Annotated in this window: 15 protein-coding genes; 5 read left to right on the top strand and 10 right to left on the bottom strand. The window is 52.1% G+C overall.

Annotation, left to right across the window (positions count from 1 at the left end; genetic code table 11):
• Positions 1–2: 2 nt before the first annotated feature.
• Entirely contained in the window at positions 3–2,036 is a 2,034-nt protein-coding gene (locus tag BUB22_RS00310; RefSeq protein ID WP_073113432.1) for an NAD(+) synthase, read from the top strand.
• A 123-nt stretch (positions 2,037–2,159) separates the two neighbouring features.
• Here BUB22_RS00310 and BUB22_RS00305 read toward each other — a convergent pair whose 3' ends face one another.
• From BUB22_RS00305 to BUB22_RS00295, 3 genes are all read right to left on the bottom strand, one after another.
• Complete coding sequence (locus BUB22_RS00305; protein ID WP_072808933.1) at positions 2,160–3,425, bottom strand: ammonium transporter; 1,266 nt, start codon at positions 3,423–3,425, stop codon at positions 2,160–2,162.
• Between the two features lie 57 nt (positions 3,426–3,482).
• Positions 3,483–3,824: a P-II family nitrogen regulator gene (locus BUB22_RS00300; protein WP_073113603.1), complete on the bottom strand. Its 342-nt coding sequence runs from the start codon at positions 3,822–3,824 to the stop codon at positions 3,483–3,485.
• A gap of 249 nt (positions 3,825–4,073) precedes the next feature.
• Entirely contained in the window at positions 4,074–4,553 is a 480-nt protein-coding gene (locus tag BUB22_RS00295) for a GNAT family N-acetyltransferase (protein ID WP_073113431.1), read from the bottom strand.
• A 118-nt stretch (positions 4,554–4,671) separates the two neighbouring features.
• Between BUB22_RS00295 and BUB22_RS00290 the strand changes: the two genes are divergently transcribed.
• Positions 4,672–6,129, top strand: a complete 1,458-nt coding sequence (locus BUB22_RS00290) for an esterase (RefSeq protein WP_073113430.1) — start codon at positions 4,672–4,674, stop codon at positions 6,127–6,129.
• A 114-nt stretch (positions 6,130–6,243) separates the two neighbouring features.
• Positions 6,244–7,740 carry a glycoside hydrolase gene (locus tag BUB22_RS00285; protein WP_073113429.1) on the top strand — a complete coding sequence of 499 codons (1,497 nt, stop codon included), beginning with the start codon at positions 6,244–6,246 and terminating at the stop codon, positions 7,738–7,740.
• Between the two features lie 60 nt (positions 7,741–7,800).
• Here the strand turns inward: BUB22_RS00285 and BUB22_RS00280 are convergent, their stop codons facing one another.
• From BUB22_RS00280 to dcm, 4 genes are all read right to left on the bottom strand, one after another.
• The gene (locus BUB22_RS00280) at positions 7,801–8,181 is read right to left on the bottom strand and encodes a zeta toxin family protein (protein WP_073113428.1); all 381 of its coding nucleotides are present in this window, start codon (positions 8,179–8,181) and stop codon (positions 7,801–7,803) included.
• A gap of 25 nt (positions 8,182–8,206) precedes the next feature.
• Positions 8,207–8,380 carry a hypothetical protein gene (locus BUB22_RS16535; protein WP_175547198.1) on the bottom strand — a complete coding sequence of 58 codons (174 nt, stop codon included), beginning with the start codon at positions 8,378–8,380 and terminating at the stop codon, positions 8,207–8,209.
• A gap of 253 nt (positions 8,381–8,633) precedes the next feature.
• On the bottom strand, positions 8,634–9,803 hold the full coding sequence (locus BUB22_RS00275) for a type II restriction endonuclease (RefSeq protein WP_073113427.1): 1,170 nt from the start codon (positions 9,801–9,803) through the stop codon (positions 8,634–8,636).
• Positions 9,793–10,776 carry a DNA (cytosine-5-)-methyltransferase gene (gene dcm, locus BUB22_RS00270; RefSeq protein WP_083535286.1) on the bottom strand — a complete coding sequence of 328 codons (984 nt, stop codon included), beginning with the start codon at positions 10,774–10,776 and terminating at the stop codon, positions 9,793–9,795. Before dcm ends, BUB22_RS00275 begins: the two co-directional genes overlap by 11 nt.
• Positions 10,777–11,594: 818 nt before the next feature.
• Here dcm and BUB22_RS00265 point away from each other — a divergent pair.
• Together BUB22_RS00265 and BUB22_RS00260 are read left to right on the top strand one after the other, a co-directional pair.
• Positions 11,595–12,152 (top strand): hypothetical protein, encoded by a 558-nt coding sequence (locus tag BUB22_RS00265; RefSeq protein ID WP_073113426.1) that lies wholly within the window; start codon positions 11,595–11,597, stop codon positions 12,150–12,152.
• On the top strand, positions 12,139–12,327 hold the full coding sequence (locus BUB22_RS00260; RefSeq protein WP_073113425.1) for a hypothetical protein: 189 nt from the start codon (positions 12,139–12,141) through the stop codon (positions 12,325–12,327). Before BUB22_RS00265 ends, BUB22_RS00260 begins: the two co-directional genes overlap by 14 nt.
• Before the next feature lie 94 nt (positions 12,328–12,421).
• On the opposite strand, the gene carB is transcribed toward BUB22_RS00260, so the two are convergent.
• From carB to carA, 3 genes are read right to left on the bottom strand one after another with little or no spacing between them, the layout of a single operon-like run.
• Positions 12,422–15,685 (bottom strand): carbamoyl-phosphate synthase large subunit, encoded by a 3,264-nt coding sequence (gene carB, locus BUB22_RS00255; protein WP_073113424.1) that lies wholly within the window; start codon positions 15,683–15,685, stop codon positions 12,422–12,424.
• On the bottom strand, positions 15,678–17,402 hold the full coding sequence (locus BUB22_RS00250) for a CTP synthase (protein ID WP_175547197.1): 1,725 nt from the start codon (positions 17,400–17,402) through the stop codon (positions 15,678–15,680). The genes carB and BUB22_RS00250 overlap by 8 nt, the downstream gene beginning before the upstream one ends.
• Entirely contained in the window at positions 17,395–18,582 is a 1,188-nt protein-coding gene (gene carA / locus BUB22_RS00245) for a glutamine-hydrolyzing carbamoyl-phosphate synthase small subunit (protein WP_073113423.1), read from the bottom strand. Before carA ends, BUB22_RS00250 begins: the two co-directional genes overlap by 8 nt.
• Between the last annotated feature and the right edge of the window lie 75 nt (positions 18,583–18,657).

Genomic DNA, 18,657 nt, shown 5'->3' with positions numbered 1-18,657 from the left:
TTATGTTCGGATTTTACCGGTTCGCATGTGTTTCTCCGGTGTTGAAGGTGGCCGATACCGCCTACAATACCGAAGAAATTATCAGGAGCGCGAAAATTGCTGCCTCTAACGGGGCGGCTTTTGTCGTTTTCCCGGAACTTTGCATTACGGGCTATACTTGCAGCGACTTGTTCCACCAGGAACTGCTTTTGCAGAACAGCACCCGCGCGTTGGTGCGGATTGCGGACGCCTTAAAAGAAAGCGACACCGTGATAGCGGTGGGTCTGCCTTTGCGCATACTCGGCAGGCTATATAACTGCGCTGCCTTTGTGCAACACGGGCGCGTTGTGGCGATTACGCCCAAGATTCACATGCCGAACCAGCGTGAATTCTACGAGAAACGCCATTTTTCCAGCGGGCGGGATTTACTGTGTGGTGATGCGGGTAATGGCTGCGCGCCTCTCCGCTGTTTTATTGACAGTGCGGGCGAGGTGCCTATCACGAATTTTATTACTGTGAAGGGCGGCGCGTCTTGTAATTCGGGTTCCGAGGTCCGCATAGGCGTGGAACTTTGCGAAGACCTGTGGACGCCTGCGCCACCCAGCGGGGAACTTGCACTTGCGGGTGCGAACGTCATAGTGAATCTCTCGGCAAGCGATGCGCTGGTAGGCAAGCGCGATTACCGCAGGAACCTGGTGATGAACCAGTCGGCGCGTTGCATGGCGGCTTACGTGTATGCCTCTGCCGGAGTGCACGAATCTACGACGGACATGGTCTTCAGTGGCCATTTGATGATAGCAGAAAACGGGAGCATGCTCGCCGAAAGCAGGCCGTTCTCGCGGGAAACCGAAATCGTGTATGCCGATGTGGACGTGGAGCGCTTGAATATGCTGCGCCTGAGTGAAGGAAGCTTGCAGGATTTTGACAGCCGTGCCATTATTGCGCGTGCGGCGACTCTTGACTGCCTGCGTGCTTGCGATACGCTCCAGTACCGCTATGTTTCACCCACGCCCTTTGTGCCGGGAAACACGGAAACCCGCGATACATCTTGCACCGAAATTTTCAACATACAGTGCGCGGGGCTTGCCAAGCGCCTAGAGGCGACCCGAAGCAAGCGTGCTGTAATTGGCCTGAGCGGCGGGCTTGATTCTACGCTTGCGCTTCTTGTGGTTGCGGAAACGTTCAAGCTGCTGAACCGCCCTGCCTGCGAGATTCTTGCGCTCACGATGCCCGGATTCGGGACAACACATCGCACCAGAAACAATGCGGTTGAACTCGCAAAACTCCTGGGCGTGGAACTGCGCACCATTGATATCCAGAAGGCATGCCTCCAGCATTTTGCCGACATCGGGCACGACCCGCAAAAGCTCGATGTGACTTACGAGAACGTGCAGGCCCGCGAACGCACGCAGATTCTGATGGATATCGCGAACAGCGAAGGCGGAATCGTCATCGGCACGGGCGACCTCTCCGAAATTGCGCTCGGGTGGAGCACTTACAATGCCGATCACATGTCTATGTATGCGGTGAACTGCGATATTCCCAAGACGCTCGTGCGCCATATCGTAAGCTGGTATGCCGACCGCGCAGTTCACAATCCGAGCGAATTCGGTGCAGAACTTTCCCCCAGCGAAACCGGCGCACATCTTGAAACCCGCGAAAAAGGCACGGAACTTGCCGCAGTCCTCCGCGACATCCTCGATACGCCCGTTTCTCCGGAACTCTTGCCCGCCGATTCAAGCGGCCAGATTGCGCAAAAGACGGAGAGCATTCTCGGTGCGTACGAACTGCACGACTTTTTCCTTTACCACTTTGCGAAATACGGCGCTTCTCCCGAAAAACTCCGCTACCTTGCGAAATACGCGTTCGCAAACAGACATACTGACGAAGGAATTGACAAGGCGCTTGCCGTCTTTATCAGGCGCTTCTTTACGCAGCAGTTCAAGCGCAGTTGCATCCCGGATGGCCCGAAGGTCGGAACCATCTCGCTGTCGCCCCGCGCCGACTGGCGCATGCCCAGCGACGCAAGTTTCGGGGATTGGCTCAAGGAAATCTAATCAAAAAAAATGTATGTATTTATGCCTCCGTGCCGAGGCTTTATTATTTTATTCTAAACCTAGAAAACCCCGAGACATTTGTCCCGGGGCTTTTTAGTCAACAGAGAAATTCTTTCGTCTAATCTACATATTGCTGAAGATCTGGAATCCGCTGTAGGATTCTTGTCCGTGTTCGCTTTGGTCGAGGCCGCGGAGTTCTTGCCTTTCCGTGACGCGCAGGCCCATTGTCTTCTTGATGACGAAGAATATCAGGCTAGCGCCGGCGAAGCAGGGCAGGGCGTAGGCGGCAACACCGATGAGCTGCGTGAGCACGCTGTAATCGCCCGTCATGTCAAAGATACCCACGGCAATCGTACCCCACACGCCGTTCACCAGGTGAACAGAGAGGGCGCCGACCGGGTCGTCCAAGTGCAGGCGGTCGAACATGAATACTGCGCCGACTACGAGTACGCCAGCGATGGCGCCAATAATCCAGGAAGAGAGCGGGGTTACCACGTCTGCACCGGCAGTGATTGCCACGAGGCCGGCAAGGCATCCGTTGAGAGCCATGGTGGCGTCGGGCTTCTTCGAGACGATCCAGCTCGTGAGCGTTGCGGTAATGATACCTGCGACGGCGGCGAGGTTTGTGGTCACGAGAATCCAGCTAGTGGCCTTCGGGTCGCCACTGAGTGCGGAACCTGCGTTGAATCCCCACCAACCGAACCACAGCATGAATACACCGATGGTTGCAAGCGGAATGTTGTGTGCCGGGATGGCGTGCACCTTGCCGTTCACGTACTTGCCGATACGGGGTCCGAGAATCATTACGCCGGCAAGTGCTGCCCAGCCGCCCACGGAGTGCACAAGGGTAGAACCGGCGAGGTCGTGGAAACCTGCCTTGCCGATGGTCGAAAGCCAGCCGCCGCCCCATGTCCAGCTACCCACAATCGGGTAGACGAGAGCCACGTAGACAATGGTGAAGACCAGGAAGGAATTGAGTTTCACACGTTCGGCCACGGCGCCCGAGACAATCGTTGCTGCGGTCGCTGCAAACATTGCCTGGAAAAGCCAGTCTGCAAACAAAGTAAAGTGGCCGTTGTAGGCAGAGGTGAAACTGGCCGGATTCGCCCAGTCGCCAATGCCAAAGCCCGCGAAACCGAGAATCCCGTTGAAGGTTCCCGGATACATGAGGCCGAAGCCTAGCAGGGCGTACATCGTGATGCCTATGGCGGGGACCGCGATGTTCTTGAACGCGACGTTCGCAGCGCACTTGGCGCGCACGAGGCCCGCTTCAACGCAGGCAAAGCCAAGTCCCATGATGAACACCAGCATGGCGCTGATCATGATCCAGATGTTTTCTGTCATAAAGATTGCGTCGCTGACAGGTACGACTTGTGTAACTTCATTCATTCTTTAAATCCTTTTGATTGATCTTTCGTCTGTAGGCGCGAAACGCCTTTCTTTCGTCTAACCGATTGCCTCCGGGCCCGTTTCTCCGGTGCGGATGCGGATGCACTGTTCAAGGCTTGTGACGAAAATCTTTCCGTCACCGATTTCGCCGGAGCGCGCGCCCTTGATGATGGCGTCGATGCAGGGCTGCACGAATTCATCGTTCACCGCAATCTTGAGGCAAATCTTCTTGAGCAAATTCACCTCGGTCACCACGCCGCGGAAGCGCTGGTTATAGCCCTTCTGCTGGCCGCAGCCGAGCACGTTGGTAACTGACATCTTGAAAATGTTGTTTTCGTAAAGCGCTTGCTTCACGAGATTCAGTCGTTCGGGTTGGATGTAGGCCGTAACGAGTTTCATTTTTTTGTCCTTGTTTGATTCCAAGGAATTTTGGAATTCACCCCCCTCTATGCAAAGAGCGTGCCAAAAAAGAGAAATACGCGAAATTTCGCGAAAAACGGCAAAATCGCGGGGGAAATGAAAGAAAACCGCGCTGGCTTTACGGATAATGTTTTTCGTTTATTGAATAATATCCAAAAAACGTAAAATCCCTGCCGCGCAAGGACAGGGTGTGACGAATAAAGTAATCTTGTTTTTTGCGGAAGAGAATTACAGTTCGTGATAGTACGGGCAGATGTTTTCGTAATGTCCGTCCTTCATTCGGAAACCTTTCGGGATGGTTCCGAGCTGGACAAACCCGAGGCGTTCGTACAGGTGCCGCGCATGCGTGTTGCTTTCGACGACGGCATTGAACTGCAAAACTCCGAAGCCGTGCTTTTTAGCTTGTTCGAGACAGTCCTTTACGAGCATTTCGCCGATGTGTTTGCCTCTGGATTCCGAAGCGACCGCATAGCTCGCATTTGAAATGTGTCCGCAACGTCCCACGTTATTCGGGTGCAGTATGTACAGCCCGAAAATCTTGCAGCCCTCTTCGGCGACGGCGCAGTAAGTCTGTGCGGCAAAGAACTGCCTGCCGCTTTCGGGTGTGAGCAAGTCCTCTTGCGGGAAGGCGATGCCGTCTTCGACCACCTCGTTCCAGATGCGGATCATTGCCGCAAGGTCCATTTCGTTGTATTGCCTGATAAGCATATTGGAGAATATAGAATTTTTTGTGGACAGCGATGTCAACGGAAAAAAGTTTACATGCGAGCGGAACAATTTTTTTGAAAGTATTTTCTGGAATAGAAAATCAAAAAGGAGTGGTTTTATGAATCATGCTCTATGGACCGGTGTGTCCGTTGGCGTTATTATGGCGTTGTCTGTCGTGACGGCGAATGCGTTTACCCTGACAGGCAAGGTGAGCGACGATGGCGGCAAGGCTATCCGAGGCGCAGAAGTCTTGCTTGTTCAAAAAGGCCTCAATGCGAAAACGGATGCCTCGGGCGCATTCACGATTCACCAGGACGAAGAACCGTTGGCTCTGGCAGGCAGAAACTCGGTCGGATTTCTCTCCGTGAACAACGGCATCCTATCGTTTTCGCAGGGGCAAAATTCTCCGGTACAGGTGCAGATTTTCGACGTGTTCGGAAACCGCCTGCTGAATGAAACTCTTTACGGCTCGGGGACGGTTGACATGAAGTCTTCCGTGAAAGCGCAGGGCAAGTACTTCGCGCGCGTCCGCGTAGGTAGCGCTTCGCAAACGTTCCAGTTTGTCGCCGATGGAAGTTTCAATACGGCATTCGGCGCGAAGTCCGGAGCAAAGGCGCTTCTCAAGGTGGGCGATTCGGACAATCTGCGCGTTGTTGCCGACGGTTTCGACACCCTCAATGTAAAACTCAATAATCTCGACACGAATCTTGCGCTTACGCTCAAGAAAACTGCTCCGCCGCAACCGCAGTACGAATACGGATGGGGCCTGAAGAACAATCCGATTCCCACTCGTGGCTGCGGCAAGGACACTCGACTTGATTACAAGTATCGTGGCGACAAACCCTACATTGACTTTAGGTGGAGCAAGGGTGTGCGTACTGTGCGCATCGACATGCCGAAAAGTTACGACAAGAACAAACCGTACAAACTCATTTTCGGAATGCAGTGTATGGGCGGTTCAGGAAGCGCCGTGCAGGATGAGGGCTATCACGGCCTCAAATGGATTGACAAGAACGAAACCGCAATTTTCGTTGCGCCCGAAGGCAATGGAAGCCAGCTACCCTGGGGGCAAGATGATTACCTCCTGTTTGACGAACTCCTCGCATATCTCGAAGGCAACTTCTGTATCGATTCGAGTCGCGTTTTTTCCACGGGATTCAGCTACGGCGCCATGTTCAGCAATGGCCTTTCGTGGAACCACCAGGACGTGCTCCGCGCAGTGGCCGTTTACGAAACCGCGGAACGCAACATCTGGCTCCCGCAGCGCAAGAAAATGGGAATCGGCTGGATGGGCGTGCTTGGCCTCGATGACGGCATGTGCACCCCTGAAATGGGCCGGAACGCGCGCGACATCATCTTGACGCTTAATTCCGAAGGCGGCAAGGCGAAGAACGAACGCGCCGAAGAAGCCCAGCGCAACGCTCCGCACAAGTGCTACGACTACACGACCGTTGAGGAAAGATTCCCCGTTCGCTGGTGCACACAGAGCGGCGGCCACATCTGGGACCACAAGGACCCCGGCCAGCAGCAGTCCTGGGTGCCGCAAGCTACGTGGGAGTTCTTCGAGAAGTTCTAGCGGATAAATACATCATTCTGTTGTCAATTTATCAAAACGAATTCGAATAAAGCCTTATATTAAGCGAATTTTTCAACTTATTTTATAGTAAGTAAAGTTCGTATGGGAGGCTTTATGTCGTTTTCAATTAAGGGATTTCCCTTTTTTGCAGGTTTTGTCGCGTTTTTGGGCACCCTCGCCAGTGCGGCAACGATTAACGTAGATATCGGCAAGGAATACCAGCGCATCAGCGGCTTTGGGGCTGCCTCGGCATGGGCCGGTTCCATCACCGACAAGAATGCCGCCTTCCTTTGGGACTCCACCAGTGGCGCCGGGCTTACGCTGCACCGCATCCGTATCGCCCCGGACGGCACCACATCTGAAACGAGTATCGCAAAAAAGGCGAGTGAATACGGCGTCAAAGTCTGGGCAGCCCCGTGGACATCTAGATACACCATAAATTACGACGGTGACAAAAAGCACCTGGATTTCAATCACGCTCAGGACTGGGCCAACACCATCTTGAAGTTTACGCAAGACATGCGGAAGGCTGGCGTTAATCTATATGCAATTTCGTCGCAAAACGAGCCCGACGGCACCGGCGACAACCATTACGAACCCGATGAATTGGCGCGTTGGGTCGGCGACTACCTTGGCCCCACCCTCGATACCACGGGCATCAAAATCATTGGCACCGAAGCTATTAACTGGTACGGATTCCCCAATTACAAAAAAGCCTTCTTCAACAATCCCGCCGCCCTGAAATACACCGATATTTTTGGGACGCACGAATACGGCGGAGACCCGGCGGCTTATCCCGAAATCCACGAAGCCGGCAAGGAATTCTGGGAAACCGAAGTCTATGATCTTGGAAGTAACAAGGAAGACGTGGGCATGGGAAGTGCTCTCCGCGTTGCAGGCGTAATCCATGACGCCCTGACTATTGCGAACATGAACGCCTGGCATTTCTGGTGGATTTATTCCTGCAGCGAAGCCAGTTGCGGCAACGGAGCCCTCTGGCCGCAAGGACAAGGCAACCCCGACAATGTGGAGCCTACCAAGCGACTCTGGGTCATGGGGAACTTCAGCCGTTTCGCGCGACCCGGCTCCTGGAGAATCGACGCCACCAAGAATCCGGAAGCAAACGTAAAGGTAACCGCCTACCGCGATTCCCTCAAGACGAAAATCGCAGTCGTCATTCTCAATTCCAAGAATGAGGAGTTCAAGGCGGACTTTGACTTCGGAAACACGAGAATTGGAAACTTCAAGCCCTACGTCACCGACGACAATAACAACCTCAAAGAAGGAACCGAAGTCAAAGTCGACGATACAAAGTGCAGTTACAGCATCCCGGCCCGTAGCGCAACGACAGTCGAATTCATTCTGTGGCAAGAGCCAAAGGTTGAACCGCCTTCAGACTCTACCGATGCAATTGCCTTCGGGACGCATGCTGCGCCCCAAAGCCTTCAAAGTACATATAAAGTATTTAGCCCGCTCGGCGCGTTCATCGGTGAATTCCAAGCCGGACATATCGGTGAACTCCGCAACGCCATGACAAACGCTGGCTTAAGCCGCGGTGTGTACATGGTCAAACGCGGTAATGCCAAAACGCAACGTGTGGTTTTGAGATAAGTAAAAGGTCGCCCTGCAAGGGACGACTTTTTTAGATGCTTGATGTTCGAATGTACTCCGCTACTTGAGTATCGTCATCGCCCATTGAGGAATGTTGTCTGTGTAGCTTTTAACTAGTTCTCCATCCGACATTCTGAACAAAAGCGAAGCGTCCTGGTCTTCAACCGAATTGTCATAAACATAAAGACGATCCACCGATGGAATTATCTTCTTGCAGTTGAAAATGGACTTCTGGTATCTAGAAATAATCTTGGAAATCGGGACGTCATGACCGCCCTGTATCACTCGCTTTGCAATTCTAGCGGCATTGATAGATGGGTGTGAGGTCGCGATAAAAAACAAACGGATGAAATAACCTTGCTGTTTCGCACGGCAAACAAAGTCGACCTTTTCATCAGAAGAAAAAACTGACTCGAAAATAAGGCTTTTATGGTTCTTCAAAGATTCTTCACGCCAGGACTTGCAATTAACGGATGGTCGCGGCTGCCTTTTCAATTTCATCGAAAAAACGTTTGGTGGCGTCGGCATTGGCTTTGCGAGCGTCCTCGGCGGCTTCCCTCATAATTTGGGCAAGCATTTCATCGGTCGGCTTTTCCAAGTCCGTCAATCTGTAAGAATCAATGCTTTTTGTCGTTGTCATAGGGGCTCCTTGATGCCGTAATACCCCTAATATAGTTTTTTAGGGGCAAAAACGCAAGTTTTGAGCCTTTTCTGCTTAGAAAAGGCTATTATAACAGCTTCCAGGAGGGATTATATGGGCGTTCCCGCACAATATATGTGCGGTCGGGCTATATTGCAAGGCGCCCCGTGCGCACCTGCGGCACGCCCGCGTCGCTCTTGCAACGGCGCCACAGCGCCGCCCCAAGGGGTCACTATCCCTAACGCAAAATTATTTATGTAACTGTTTCACGCACGTATGCGATAAACTTATCCAAAGACCAAATATCATCACGACGTTCTTCTGGATATGTCTTTATATACGGTTTTGGAACAATCAGCCTAACTTTTTCGGCTTGCATTTCATCTAACTGAGCAATAGAAATACCTTGTTGCAAAGTACATAGATATTTATAATCGTCTTTCAACCTGTCCGCTTCATTGAGCACCTGACGCCAACGATCTTTGCAAGTTGTTTTAGCCGCAAGAGAAATCAGTTTTTTTGCTGGATATGTCAAATCGTGGTATGCCTTTTTTGATGGAAATATGAAATCAGGCCTTTTATTTCCTTCGGTCACTACCTGTGCCTCAAATGGCAAATGGTTTCCATCAAATATTGCGGCAAGATGATGCTCAAGACTTTTTCCTGCTCGGCTTTTTCTTCGATTCAAGACTTGGTTTGCCATGTCAACAAATTCATCAACCGATGGAAAACCTTGTGAAACAATATTTCCATAGCGAGAATACTCTACCGCTTTGAAAATATTGTATTCCATATCAGTCCAGTCTAAAATTTTTTTGTCTGGGTTTGTCAAAATCAATGCTTGAGGAGAAATTGTTTTATCACAAATATCCCTTGCGGCAGCAGACATTCTTTTTGAATCGGGAAAATCAATTCCCTTGTCATCTATATCTTGGATAAACGCCTTTATCAAATCGTTGTCGCTTGTTGGCTTACAACCATCTATCAAGCAATTTGTTTCATGCGGAGAGAGGCCGAATGCGTCCAAGAATTGATTTATTTCGTCATCTGTATTTAAAATAAAGGCTTGATAATTTTCTTCGTTACATTGGGTGAATACAAATAGAGCTCCTGTATATTCAGTTTTAAAAAACGGTGTATGCGTGATTCTGTACTCGTTTCTTGTATTCCGCCCATAATAGATGAAGCGCACTTCATCAGAGATGTATTCTTCTTCATAATGCCAATAAACAGAAACAAATCTATCCTTATTGTCTCCTTTTATTCCTGGAGAATCAAATAGAATAGAAAAACTGTTTTGCGGAATATAGATTCCCGCTTGATGGCTTTGTTTGGGGTCCGTATCATTTGCCGACAAGAACTTACAAAATGTTCTTTGTCCCAAAGTAACTACCTTAATAGCGTCAGAGGCGTTATTTTGCATTTGATTTCAATCTCCCCGCAATCAGTTTCGCGACACTGGCCATCAAAGGAACAACGACTGAGTTTCCAAACTGTTTATACGCCTGTCCATCGGAAACGGTTATTTTGAAAGTATCCGGAAAGCCCTGCAATCTTGCGCATTCGCGCGGTGTCAATCTTCTTGGATTTTTATTTCGTTGTGCAATGAGAATTTCCGAACCATCTTTATAGTATCTTGCACTAAGGGTTCGTGAAACACCGTTTAACGGAGCTATTCCATAACCGAAACCATTTCCGGCAGCTTTGTGTTTTGCTGCATACGCTTGTAAATAACTCCACAATTTGTCAGAAAGAGTGTATTTCGAATCAGGTTTCTTTTCAAGAATGTCTTTTATAGTTGGTTTCGGCTCTACTGGGGTTATATCAAATTTAAAATCTATTGGGGTATTAAACCTTTGTCTGTCAAAACCGACAATGAGAATACGTTCACGATGTTGTGGAACGAAGTTCTGGCCGTCTAAGACTTTATAAAAAATCTCGTAATCTAGTTCATCTAATGATTCTTGGATTATTTTGAACGTATTGCCTTTATCGTGGCTGCAAAGATTTTTGACATTTTCAAGCATAAACGCTTTCGGACGTTTCGCCTTAATAATACGGCAAACATCAAAGAACAAAGTTCCTTGAGTTTTATCCTCGAAGCCTGTTGCCCTTCCTAAACTATTTTTCTTAGAAACGCCAGCAATAGAAAATGGTTGACACGGAAAGCCTGCTACCAATACGTCATGATCGGGAATTGTTTGCGCGTCAACCTTAGTAATATCTCCGTCGGGCATGTCACCAAAATTGTCAAAGTATGTTTTTTGACTAAACTTATTCCATTCATTTGTGTAAACGCACTTTCCACCTGCAGATTCAAATGCTATACGCATTCCGCCAATTCCCGCAAACAAGTCAATAAAAGTGAACTTGCCGCTCTTGGAACTCTTTGTCATCTTTTTGCTCCGTGTTGAAAGTGAACGAGTTCACTCTCGTGGGAGCGGTTCTGGCCGATTCGTTTGGCTGGGGTGCGGACAAAAAGAACGGCGGGGAGCCGACTCACTCCTCGCCTAAAAGCGCGACATTTTCAAAAGAATACAATACACCCGCAAAAACCCGGGCGGATACAATACGCCCAGGGTACACTACGCCCATGCAATCCACGGGCGGTGGCGAGTTATTGTCTTATTCTTTCTGTTCGTGAAAGTGTCTAGTTTTCAAGAGAAGAACAAGAGCGATACTCAACGAGCGTTCACCCTCGTTCTTGCAGACTCTTCCAAGCATTTTCTGGATACAAAAAAGGCGTGGAGTTGAATGCACTTACCTCTTGAAGGCCTAGACTGCCCGAACAAAATAAGCGCAAACAACTCACGCCCCAAAAGGCCGCTTGCATACAGGCAAACTGCTATTTAAACAATAGACCATGTAGCAAAACGATGCGGCAGGCACAGGCCGGTCGCAGACGTGAGCGTTCGCCTTATTCTCCTTGTTCGTGAAAGTGTCTAGTTTTCAAGAGGAGAACAAGAGCAAAAACTCTATTTTCACCCAAAATATAAATAATTCCGGTGTCAAAAGGTGACGCCACGCCCGGAAGGTAAGAAAAATGCGTAAAAACGTAGAATTCAACCGCCTGCGGGGGTCGATTTTCGTCATAATTCCCAAAATTTCTGCGAAATTCACCAATTGTCATAATGTGACATACAAGGAATGTATATTTTAAGCGTGAATTCAAAAGACCCGCAATTTTAAGCTTGTTTGCGGGAAGGAGTAAAAGATGTATAGCGATGCAAAAATCGGTGGTGTCGGAATTTGGCTGGACGAGATTGTTCCTTGCCTCAAGGACAACGAAACCGGAGAAATCAAGGAAACCGTGGTGTTCAGGATTGAGAGTCGCTCGTTCCTGAAAAAGTTCAACGAAAAGAACGGCTGGGGAATTGACTGGATTGAGGTCCCTAACGATGTTGAAGTGTTCGCTCTCGCCTTGAAGGAAAATAACGAAATTCAGGGGCTGGTCGGGGTGAAAAATGATGAAGGGCCTAAGGCGGCGTACTTGCACTGGGCCTGCACTGCTCCGCACAACAATAAACGTGTATATGGCTCACAGCGCTATAGCGGCGTTGGTGGGCATCTTTTTGCCATTGCCGTTGATAAATCTGTACAATGGGGTTACGATGGCGTTATTTTCGGTTTTGCCCTTAACAAAGAACTGCTAAATCACTATATTGGCGTATTAGGGTGTGCGCATATCGGCGCGCTTCATCCGTATCATTTCATTTTGGGGCCGATTGCTGCAAAAAAATTGTTGGAGACGTACACTTATGAATGGAACTAAGAAGGTTGAGGACATTCTGTCCGATGTACGGATTCCGTTTTCGGCGGTTCCCGACCCGTACAGGAACGCACCTCCCTGCAAGTTGAACTTGCTGGAACTGGCTCGATATGCCGACAGGAACGGCAAAGACATCAGCAATCTTTCTCAAGAAGAAATAGCCCAATTCAAGATATAAGGTTAGTTAAAGCAAAAAACGCAGGCTCGGATGAGTCTGCGCTTAATGCTTTAGATCCTTCGACGGAGTTTATCCTGAGCTTGTCGAATGGGTGTCACTTCTTCACGTGCCTATGGTATTCCTGCAAGCTGCAGACTTCGAATCTTCCGAAGTCGTGCTTGTCCATGAGGCCTTCGACGGTAGAGGTGAGGGCGGCGATGGTCGTGGTGATAGGAATGCCGGAGACCACGGCCTTGGAGCGCATCTGGATTTCATCGACCATGGCTTCGGCGCCATTTTCGGTGGTGTTCACGATCCACTGGACTTCCTTGTCGTGAATGAGGTCCAGCAGGTTCGGGCGGCCACGGGAGATGCGGAATACGGCGCGGGTCTTGATGCCTTCGTTGTAGAGCATCGTAGAGGTGCCGCGGGTCGCGTACAGTTCGTATCCGAGGTTCACGAGCTGGCGAATGAGCGGAACTGCCTTCTGCTTGTCTTCGTCCTTGAGCGAGACGAAGATGTTGCCTTGGCTCGGGACCTTGTTGCCCGATGCCAGCTGGCTCTTGAGGTAGGCAAGGCCGCGGTCGCGATCGATGCTCATGACTTCGCCGGTGGATTTCATTTCTGGAGAAAGCGTGATATCGACACCCGGGAACTTGACGAACGGGAACACGGCTTCCTTGACGCTCACGTAAGGCACGTGGACTTCTTCGGTGAAGCCGATCTGTTCGAGAGTTTCGCCGAGCATGCAGCGGCTGGCGTAACTGGCCAGCGGGACGCCGATGGACTTGGAAACGAACGGCACTGTGCGCGATGCACGCGGGTTCACTTCGATCATGTAGAGTTCGCCATCCTTGACGGCGAGCTGCATGTTCATGAGGCCGACCACGTGGAGTTCCTTCGCGAATTCCTTGGCGTACTTGCGAACTTTGTCCTGAATTTCCTGCGAAAGCGTCATGGGCGGGATGACGCTCGCGGAGTCGCCGGAGTGGATGCCTGCGGGTTCCACGTGTTCCATGATGGCACCCACCACGGTGTGCTTGCCATCGCTGATGCAGTCCACGTCGAGTTCGGTGGCGTCTTCCAAGAAGCGGTCGATAAGAATTGGCTTGCCTTCGCCAATAGCGGCAGCTTCTTCCACGAACTTGCGCAGGTATTTTTCCTTGTAGACAATCACCATGCCGCGGCCGCCGAGAACGAAGCTCGGGCGCACCAGAACGGGGTAGCCGATTTTCTCGACGATGGCGAGGGCTTCTTCTACGTTGTGGGCGATGCCGCTTTCAGCCTGTTTGATGCCGACCTTGTCAACCAGCTGCTTGAAGAAGTCGCGGTCTTCGGCGAGGTCGATGTCTTCGGGGCTCGTGCCGACGACGTTCGCACCGGCCTTCTTGAGACGCATGGCGAGGTTCAGCGGAGTCTGGCCGCCGAATTGCACGATGACGCCCGCGCACTTTTCGCGTTCGTAAATGCCCATCACGTCTTCGAGCGTGAGCGGCTCAAAGTAGAGCTTGTCCGAAGTATCATAGTCGGTGGAAACCGTTTCGGGGTTCGAGTTCACCATGATGACTTCGTAGCCTTCGCGGCGGAGCGTAAAGGCGGCGTGGCAGCAGCAGTAGTCAAATTCGATGCCCTGACCGATTCTGTTCGGTCCGCCGCCCAGCACCATGATTCTCTTCTTGTGACCATGACCCGGAATTTCGCGGACCGGTTCGGAATTTTCGGCCCAGCAACTGTAATAATACGGCGTGATGGCTTCGAATTCGCCGGCGCATGTATCTACGGAGTAGTAGCTCGGAACAAGGCCGATTTGCTTGCGCACCGCCATGACTTCTTCGGGAGTCTTGTGGAACAGGTAACCGATCTGGATATCGCTGTAGCCGAGTTCCTTGGCCTGACGGAAGAGCGGCAGGTCCTTCGCGAGGTTTTCGAGAGAGCCTGCGGAAAGGATTTCGTCTTCGTAGAGGGCGAGTTCTTCCAGGTGGCGCAAGAAGTAGCGGTCGATTCGAGTGATTTCGTACAACTTTTCGACGCCCCACTTGCGGCGCAGTGCTTCGTGCAATACGAAGATGCGTTCGGCGCTTGGACGGGCGACTTCCTTGGTGAGCGTTTCGTCGTCGTATTCCTTGAACTTTTCGCACTTGGCGCAGGCTCCGAATCCGCCGAATCCCGTTTCGAGGGAACGGAGGGCCTTCTGCATGGCTTGCTTGAAGTTCGTGCCGATGGCCATCGCTTCACCTACGGACTTCATCTGGGTGCCGAGCGTAGAATCTGCCTTCGGGAACTTTTCGAAGGTGAAGCGCGGAACTTTCACGACCACATAGTCGAGCGCCGGTTCGAAGCAGCTCGGGGTCGTTTGCGTAATGTCATTGCGGAGTTCGTCGAGGGTGTAGCCCACAGCGAGGAGGGCTGCAATCTTTGCGATGGGGAAGCCCGTCGCTTTAGAGGCAAGAGCAGAAGAACGGCTCACGCGGGGGTTCATTTCGATGATGATGCGGCGGCCGGTCTTGGGTTCGATGGCCCACTGAACATTGGATCCGCCGGTTTCCACGCCGATAGCTTTCATGACTTTCAGGGAGTCGTCACGCATGGCCTGGTAGGCTCGGTCATCAAGGCTCTGTATCGGGGCAACCGTGATGGAGTCGCCGGTGTGCACGCCCATGGGGTCCAGGTTTTCGATGGAGCACACGATAACAGCATTGCCCTTCTTGTCGCGCATGACTTCCATTTCGAATTCTTTCCAGCCAAGCAGCGATTCTTCGATAAGCACTTCGTTGTTGAGCGAGGCGTCGAGACCGCGGTTCACGATGGTTTCGAATTCTTCGGGATTGTGGGCGATACCGCCGCCCGTGCCGCCAAGCGTAAAGCCCGGACGAATAATCAATGGCCAGCTTCCGATGGTGTGGGCGATAGCGGTCGCCTCGGACATGGAGTGTGCAGAACCGGAGCGGGGGAGGTCCAGCCCAATCTTGAGCATGGCTTCCTTGAACAGGTGACGGTCTTCGGCGCGCTGGATGGATTCTGCCTTTGCACCGATAAGTTCCACCTGGTAGCGGTCCAAAATGCCGCGCTCGTTCAGTTCCATGGCGAGGTTCAAAGCCGTCTGGCCACCGAGTGTGGGGAGCAAAGCGTCCGGGCGTTCGCGACGGATGATTTCGTGCAGGATATCGACGCTCAGCGGCTCGATGTAGGTGCGGTCGGCCATTTCGGGGTCGGTCATGATGGTAGCCGGGTTGGAGTTCACGAGCACCACTTCGTAGCCTTCGCGGCGCAGCACCTTGCAGGCCTGCACGCCGGAGTAGTCAAATTCGCAGCCCTGGCCAATCACAATCGGGCCAGAACCAATGAGCATAATCTTCTTGATGTCGGTACGTTTAGGCATTCTTGCCTCCATTCTTGTCATTCCCGCGACCTGTGCTGAGCTTTGTCGAAGCAAGGCGGGAATCTACTTTCTCTTTTGTCATTTTTTTTGATGCGTTTTTCTGTGCCAGTGCAGCCTTCACTAGCCCGCTGAACAGCGGGTGCGGCGCAGTGGGCCTGCTCTTGAATTCCGGGTGGAACTGGCAGGCTTCAAAGTAGGGGTGGTTCTTGATTTCCACCATTTCTACGAGCTTGCCGTCGGGCGATGTACCGGCGATTTTCAGGCCGGCCTTTTCCAAGGCGACGCGGAATTCGCTGTTGTAGTTGAATTCGTAGCGGTGACGGTGACGTTCGCTAATCTTTTCGCTCTTGTAAAGCTTTGCGGCGTTGGAATCCTTCATGAGCTTGCACGGGTAAGCGCCGAGGCGCATGGTGCCGCCCTTTTCGGTGACGTTCTTCTGTTCGTCCATCAGGTCGATGACCGGGTGGGCTGTCTTTTCGTCGAATTCCGTGGAGTTGGCGTCCTTCCAGCCGAGTACGTTGCGTGCAAATTCAATCACGCAGCATTGCATGCCGAGACAAATTCCCAGCAGCGGAACCTTGTGTTCGCGGGCATACTTGATGGCAACACACTTGCCGTTCACGCCGCGGCTACCGAATCCACCCGGAATCAGAATGCCGTCGGCGTTCTTGATGAGGTTCGGATTCTTTTCGAGTTCTTCGGCCTCGATGCATTCCACTTTCACCTTGGCATTGTGTTCCATGCCGGCGTGTTGCAGGGCTTCGTGTACGGACTTGTAGGCATCACGGATGGCGATATACTTGCCCACGAGCGCGATGGTGCATTCGTACTTGGGCTGGGTTGCCTTCTTTACGAGCTTGTCCCATTCGGAGTGGATGATGGGGTGTACGCTCAAGTGGAGCTGTTCAAGCACGCGGAGGTCGAGTTCTTGCTTCGAAAGTTCGCGGGGCACGGCGTACACAGAATCCGTCACGTCCTTTTCTTCAATGACGCATTCGGGCTTCACGTTGCAGAAGAGCGCGAGCTTGTCGAGGTGATCCTGCGGAATCGTCATTTCGGTGCGGCACACGAGAATGTCCGGGAAGATACCGATGTTGCGGAGTTCGGCAACCGAGTGCTGCGATGGCTTTGTCTTGAGTTCGCCTGCTGCCTTGAGGTAAGGCACCAAAACCAGGTGGACAAAGCAAGTGTTTTCGACGCCTACTTCAAAACGGAACTGTCTTGCGGCTTCGAGGAACGGAAGCGATTCGATGTCGCCAGCGACACCGCCGATTTCGCAGAGCACAATGTCGGCGCCGCTTTCGGCTGCAGAGCGGAAGGCGTCCTTGATTTCGTTGGTAATGTGCGGAATGACCTGCACCGTACCGCCGAGGTATTTGCCCGCGCGTTCTTTTGCGAGCACGGAAGAATAGATGCGGCCCGAAGTGTAGCTGGAGGCCTTGGAGCATTGCACGCCTGCGAAGCGTTCGTAGTGGCCCAAATCAAGGTCGGTTTCGTAGCCGTCGTCGGTCACGAAAACTTCACCGTGCTGGTAGGGGCTCATGGTGCCCGGGTCCACGTTCAGGTACGGGTCCAGCTTCTGCATGAACACCTTGTAACCGCGGCTCTTGAGCAGCAGCGCGAGCGATGCGGAGGTGATGCCTTTACCGAGGGAACTGACCACGCCGCCGGTAATGAAGATGTACTTGGTCTGTTTCTTTGCAGTTGCCTTAGCCATTTTTCACCTCCCCGGCGCATTCCTTGCCCGCGCCATTCATACAAGCGCAATCCTTGCCCGCGCGGGCCTTAAAGTCCAAAATCATTTGTCTGAATTCACCGAACAGGTAGTAGGAATCGTTCGGGCCCGGAGCGGATTCCGGGTGGTACTGCACGCTGAACGCGGGGAGTTCCTTGTGACGGATGCCTTCGACCGTATTGTCGTTCAGGTTGATGTGCGAGACTTCCACGTTCGCGGGGAGGGTCGATTCTTCGATGGCGTAGTTGTGGTTCTGGCTCGTGATTTCTACAGCGCCGGTCTTCAAGTTTTTCACCGGGTGGTTGCAACCGTGATGGCCAAACTTGAGTTTGGAAACTTTCGCGCCGAGCGCAAGACCCAAAAGCTGGTTACCGAGGCAGATGCCCATCAGCGGGACCTTGCCCAAAAGCTGCTTCACGACAGCCGCTACTTGCGGGAGGCTGTTCGGGTCGGCAGGTCCGTTGGAGAGGAAGACTCCGTCCGGATTCTTCGCCATAATTTGTTCGTAGGTGGCATTGATCGGAAGCACCGTCACCTTCATGTTCTGCGCGGCGAGGTTCCTCAGAATGTTCGTCTTGATACCGAAATCAAGTGCGACAACGTTCAGGTCGCCTTCGGTGCTGAATTCGTAGCCGTTCGGGTCGCTGACCTTGCTCGCGTAATCCTGGCCGTCGAGGCCTTCCCAGGCTTTTGCCTTTGCGATCGCGTCGGCTTCATTCATGTCGGAGCCGTCTACGTGCAGGTAGGCTTTCTGAGCCCCGTGTTCACGCAGGTGGAGCGTAAGGGCGCGGGTATCCACGCCCGCGATGCCCGGCTTCTTGTGGGCGAGCATGTAGTCGTGCAGGCTCTCTTCGCCGATTTCCTTGCTCACGTCATCCAGCGAGTTTACGACAATACCGTTCAGGAACACGTCGCGCGATTCGGACTTCTCGAGGTTTGCGGCGTACGCGCCCACTTCTGCCGTGGTGAATACCACGAACTGCCCCGCGTAGGAGGGGTCCGTCAAAATCTGCTTGTAGCCCGCCATGCCGGTGTTGAACACCGCTTCGCCGACGGTATCGGTAGTCTCTCCAAAGGCATACCCGTGGAACACGGCGCCATCCGCCAGTGCCAAGAACGCTTTCTTCTCGCGTTTCGCTTTCCAGTTGAATTTATTGTTCATAGTTTACTCGCATATGCAGTGTTAAACTTGTGTATTAAACTAGCCCTTTTTATTGTCATCCCCGCGTAGGCGGGC

This window comes from Fibrobacter sp. UWCM, from assembly GCF_900129735.1.
Taxonomy (GTDB): Bacteria; Fibrobacterota; Fibrobacteria; order Fibrobacterales; family Fibrobacteraceae; genus Fibrobacter.
The sequence above is the reverse complement of the archived record's forward strand: the minus strand, read 5'-3'. Positions and strand labels throughout refer to the sequence as shown.

Excerpts from the sequence above, each read along its gene's own strand:
- BUB22_RS00305 (WP_072808933.1), bottom strand. The coding sequence starts at position 3,425 with ATGAATGAAGTTACACAAGTCGTACCTGTCAGCGACGCAATCTTTATG.
- BUB22_RS00295 (WP_073113431.1), bottom strand. The coding sequence starts at position 4,553 with ATGCTTATCAGGCAATACAACGAAATGGACCTTGCGGCAATGATCCGC.
- dcm (WP_083535286.1), bottom strand. The coding sequence starts at position 10,776 with ATGACAAAGAGTTCCAAGAGCGGCAAGTTCACTTTTATTGACTTGTTT.
- BUB22_RS00260 (WP_073113425.1), top strand. The coding sequence starts at position 12,139 with ATGAATGGAACTAAGAAGGTTGAGGACATTCTGTCCGATGTACGGATT.
- BUB22_RS00310 (WP_073113432.1), top strand. The coding sequence starts at position 3 with ATGTTCGGATTTTACCGGTTCGCATGTGTTTCTCCGGTGTTGAAGGTG.
- BUB22_RS00250 (WP_175547197.1), bottom strand. The coding sequence starts at position 17,402 with ATGGCTAAGGCAACTGCAAAGAAACAGACCAAGTACATCTTCATTACC.
- BUB22_RS16535 (WP_175547198.1), bottom strand. The coding sequence starts at position 8,380 with ATGACAACGACAAAAAGCATTGATTCTTACAGATTGACGGACTTGGAA.
- carA (WP_073113423.1), bottom strand. The coding sequence starts at position 18,582 with ATGAACAATAAATTCAACTGGAAAGCGAAACGCGAGAAGAAAGCGTTC.
- carB (WP_073113424.1), bottom strand. The coding sequence starts at position 15,685 with ATGCCTAAACGTACCGACATCAAGAAGATTATGCTCATTGGTTCTGGC.
- BUB22_RS00265 (WP_073113426.1), top strand. The coding sequence starts at position 11,595 with ATGTATAGCGATGCAAAAATCGGTGGTGTCGGAATTTGGCTGGACGAG.
- BUB22_RS00275 (WP_073113427.1), bottom strand. The coding sequence starts at position 9,803 with ATGCAAAATAACGCCTCTGACGCTATTAAGGTAGTTACTTTGGGACAA.
- BUB22_RS00290 (WP_073113430.1), top strand. The coding sequence starts at position 4,672 with ATGAATCATGCTCTATGGACCGGTGTGTCCGTTGGCGTTATTATGGCG.
- BUB22_RS00285 (WP_073113429.1), top strand. The coding sequence starts at position 6,244 with ATGTCGTTTTCAATTAAGGGATTTCCCTTTTTTGCAGGTTTTGTCGCG.
- BUB22_RS00300 (WP_073113603.1), bottom strand. The coding sequence starts at position 3,824 with ATGAAACTCGTTACGGCCTACATCCAACCCGAACGACTGAATCTCGTG.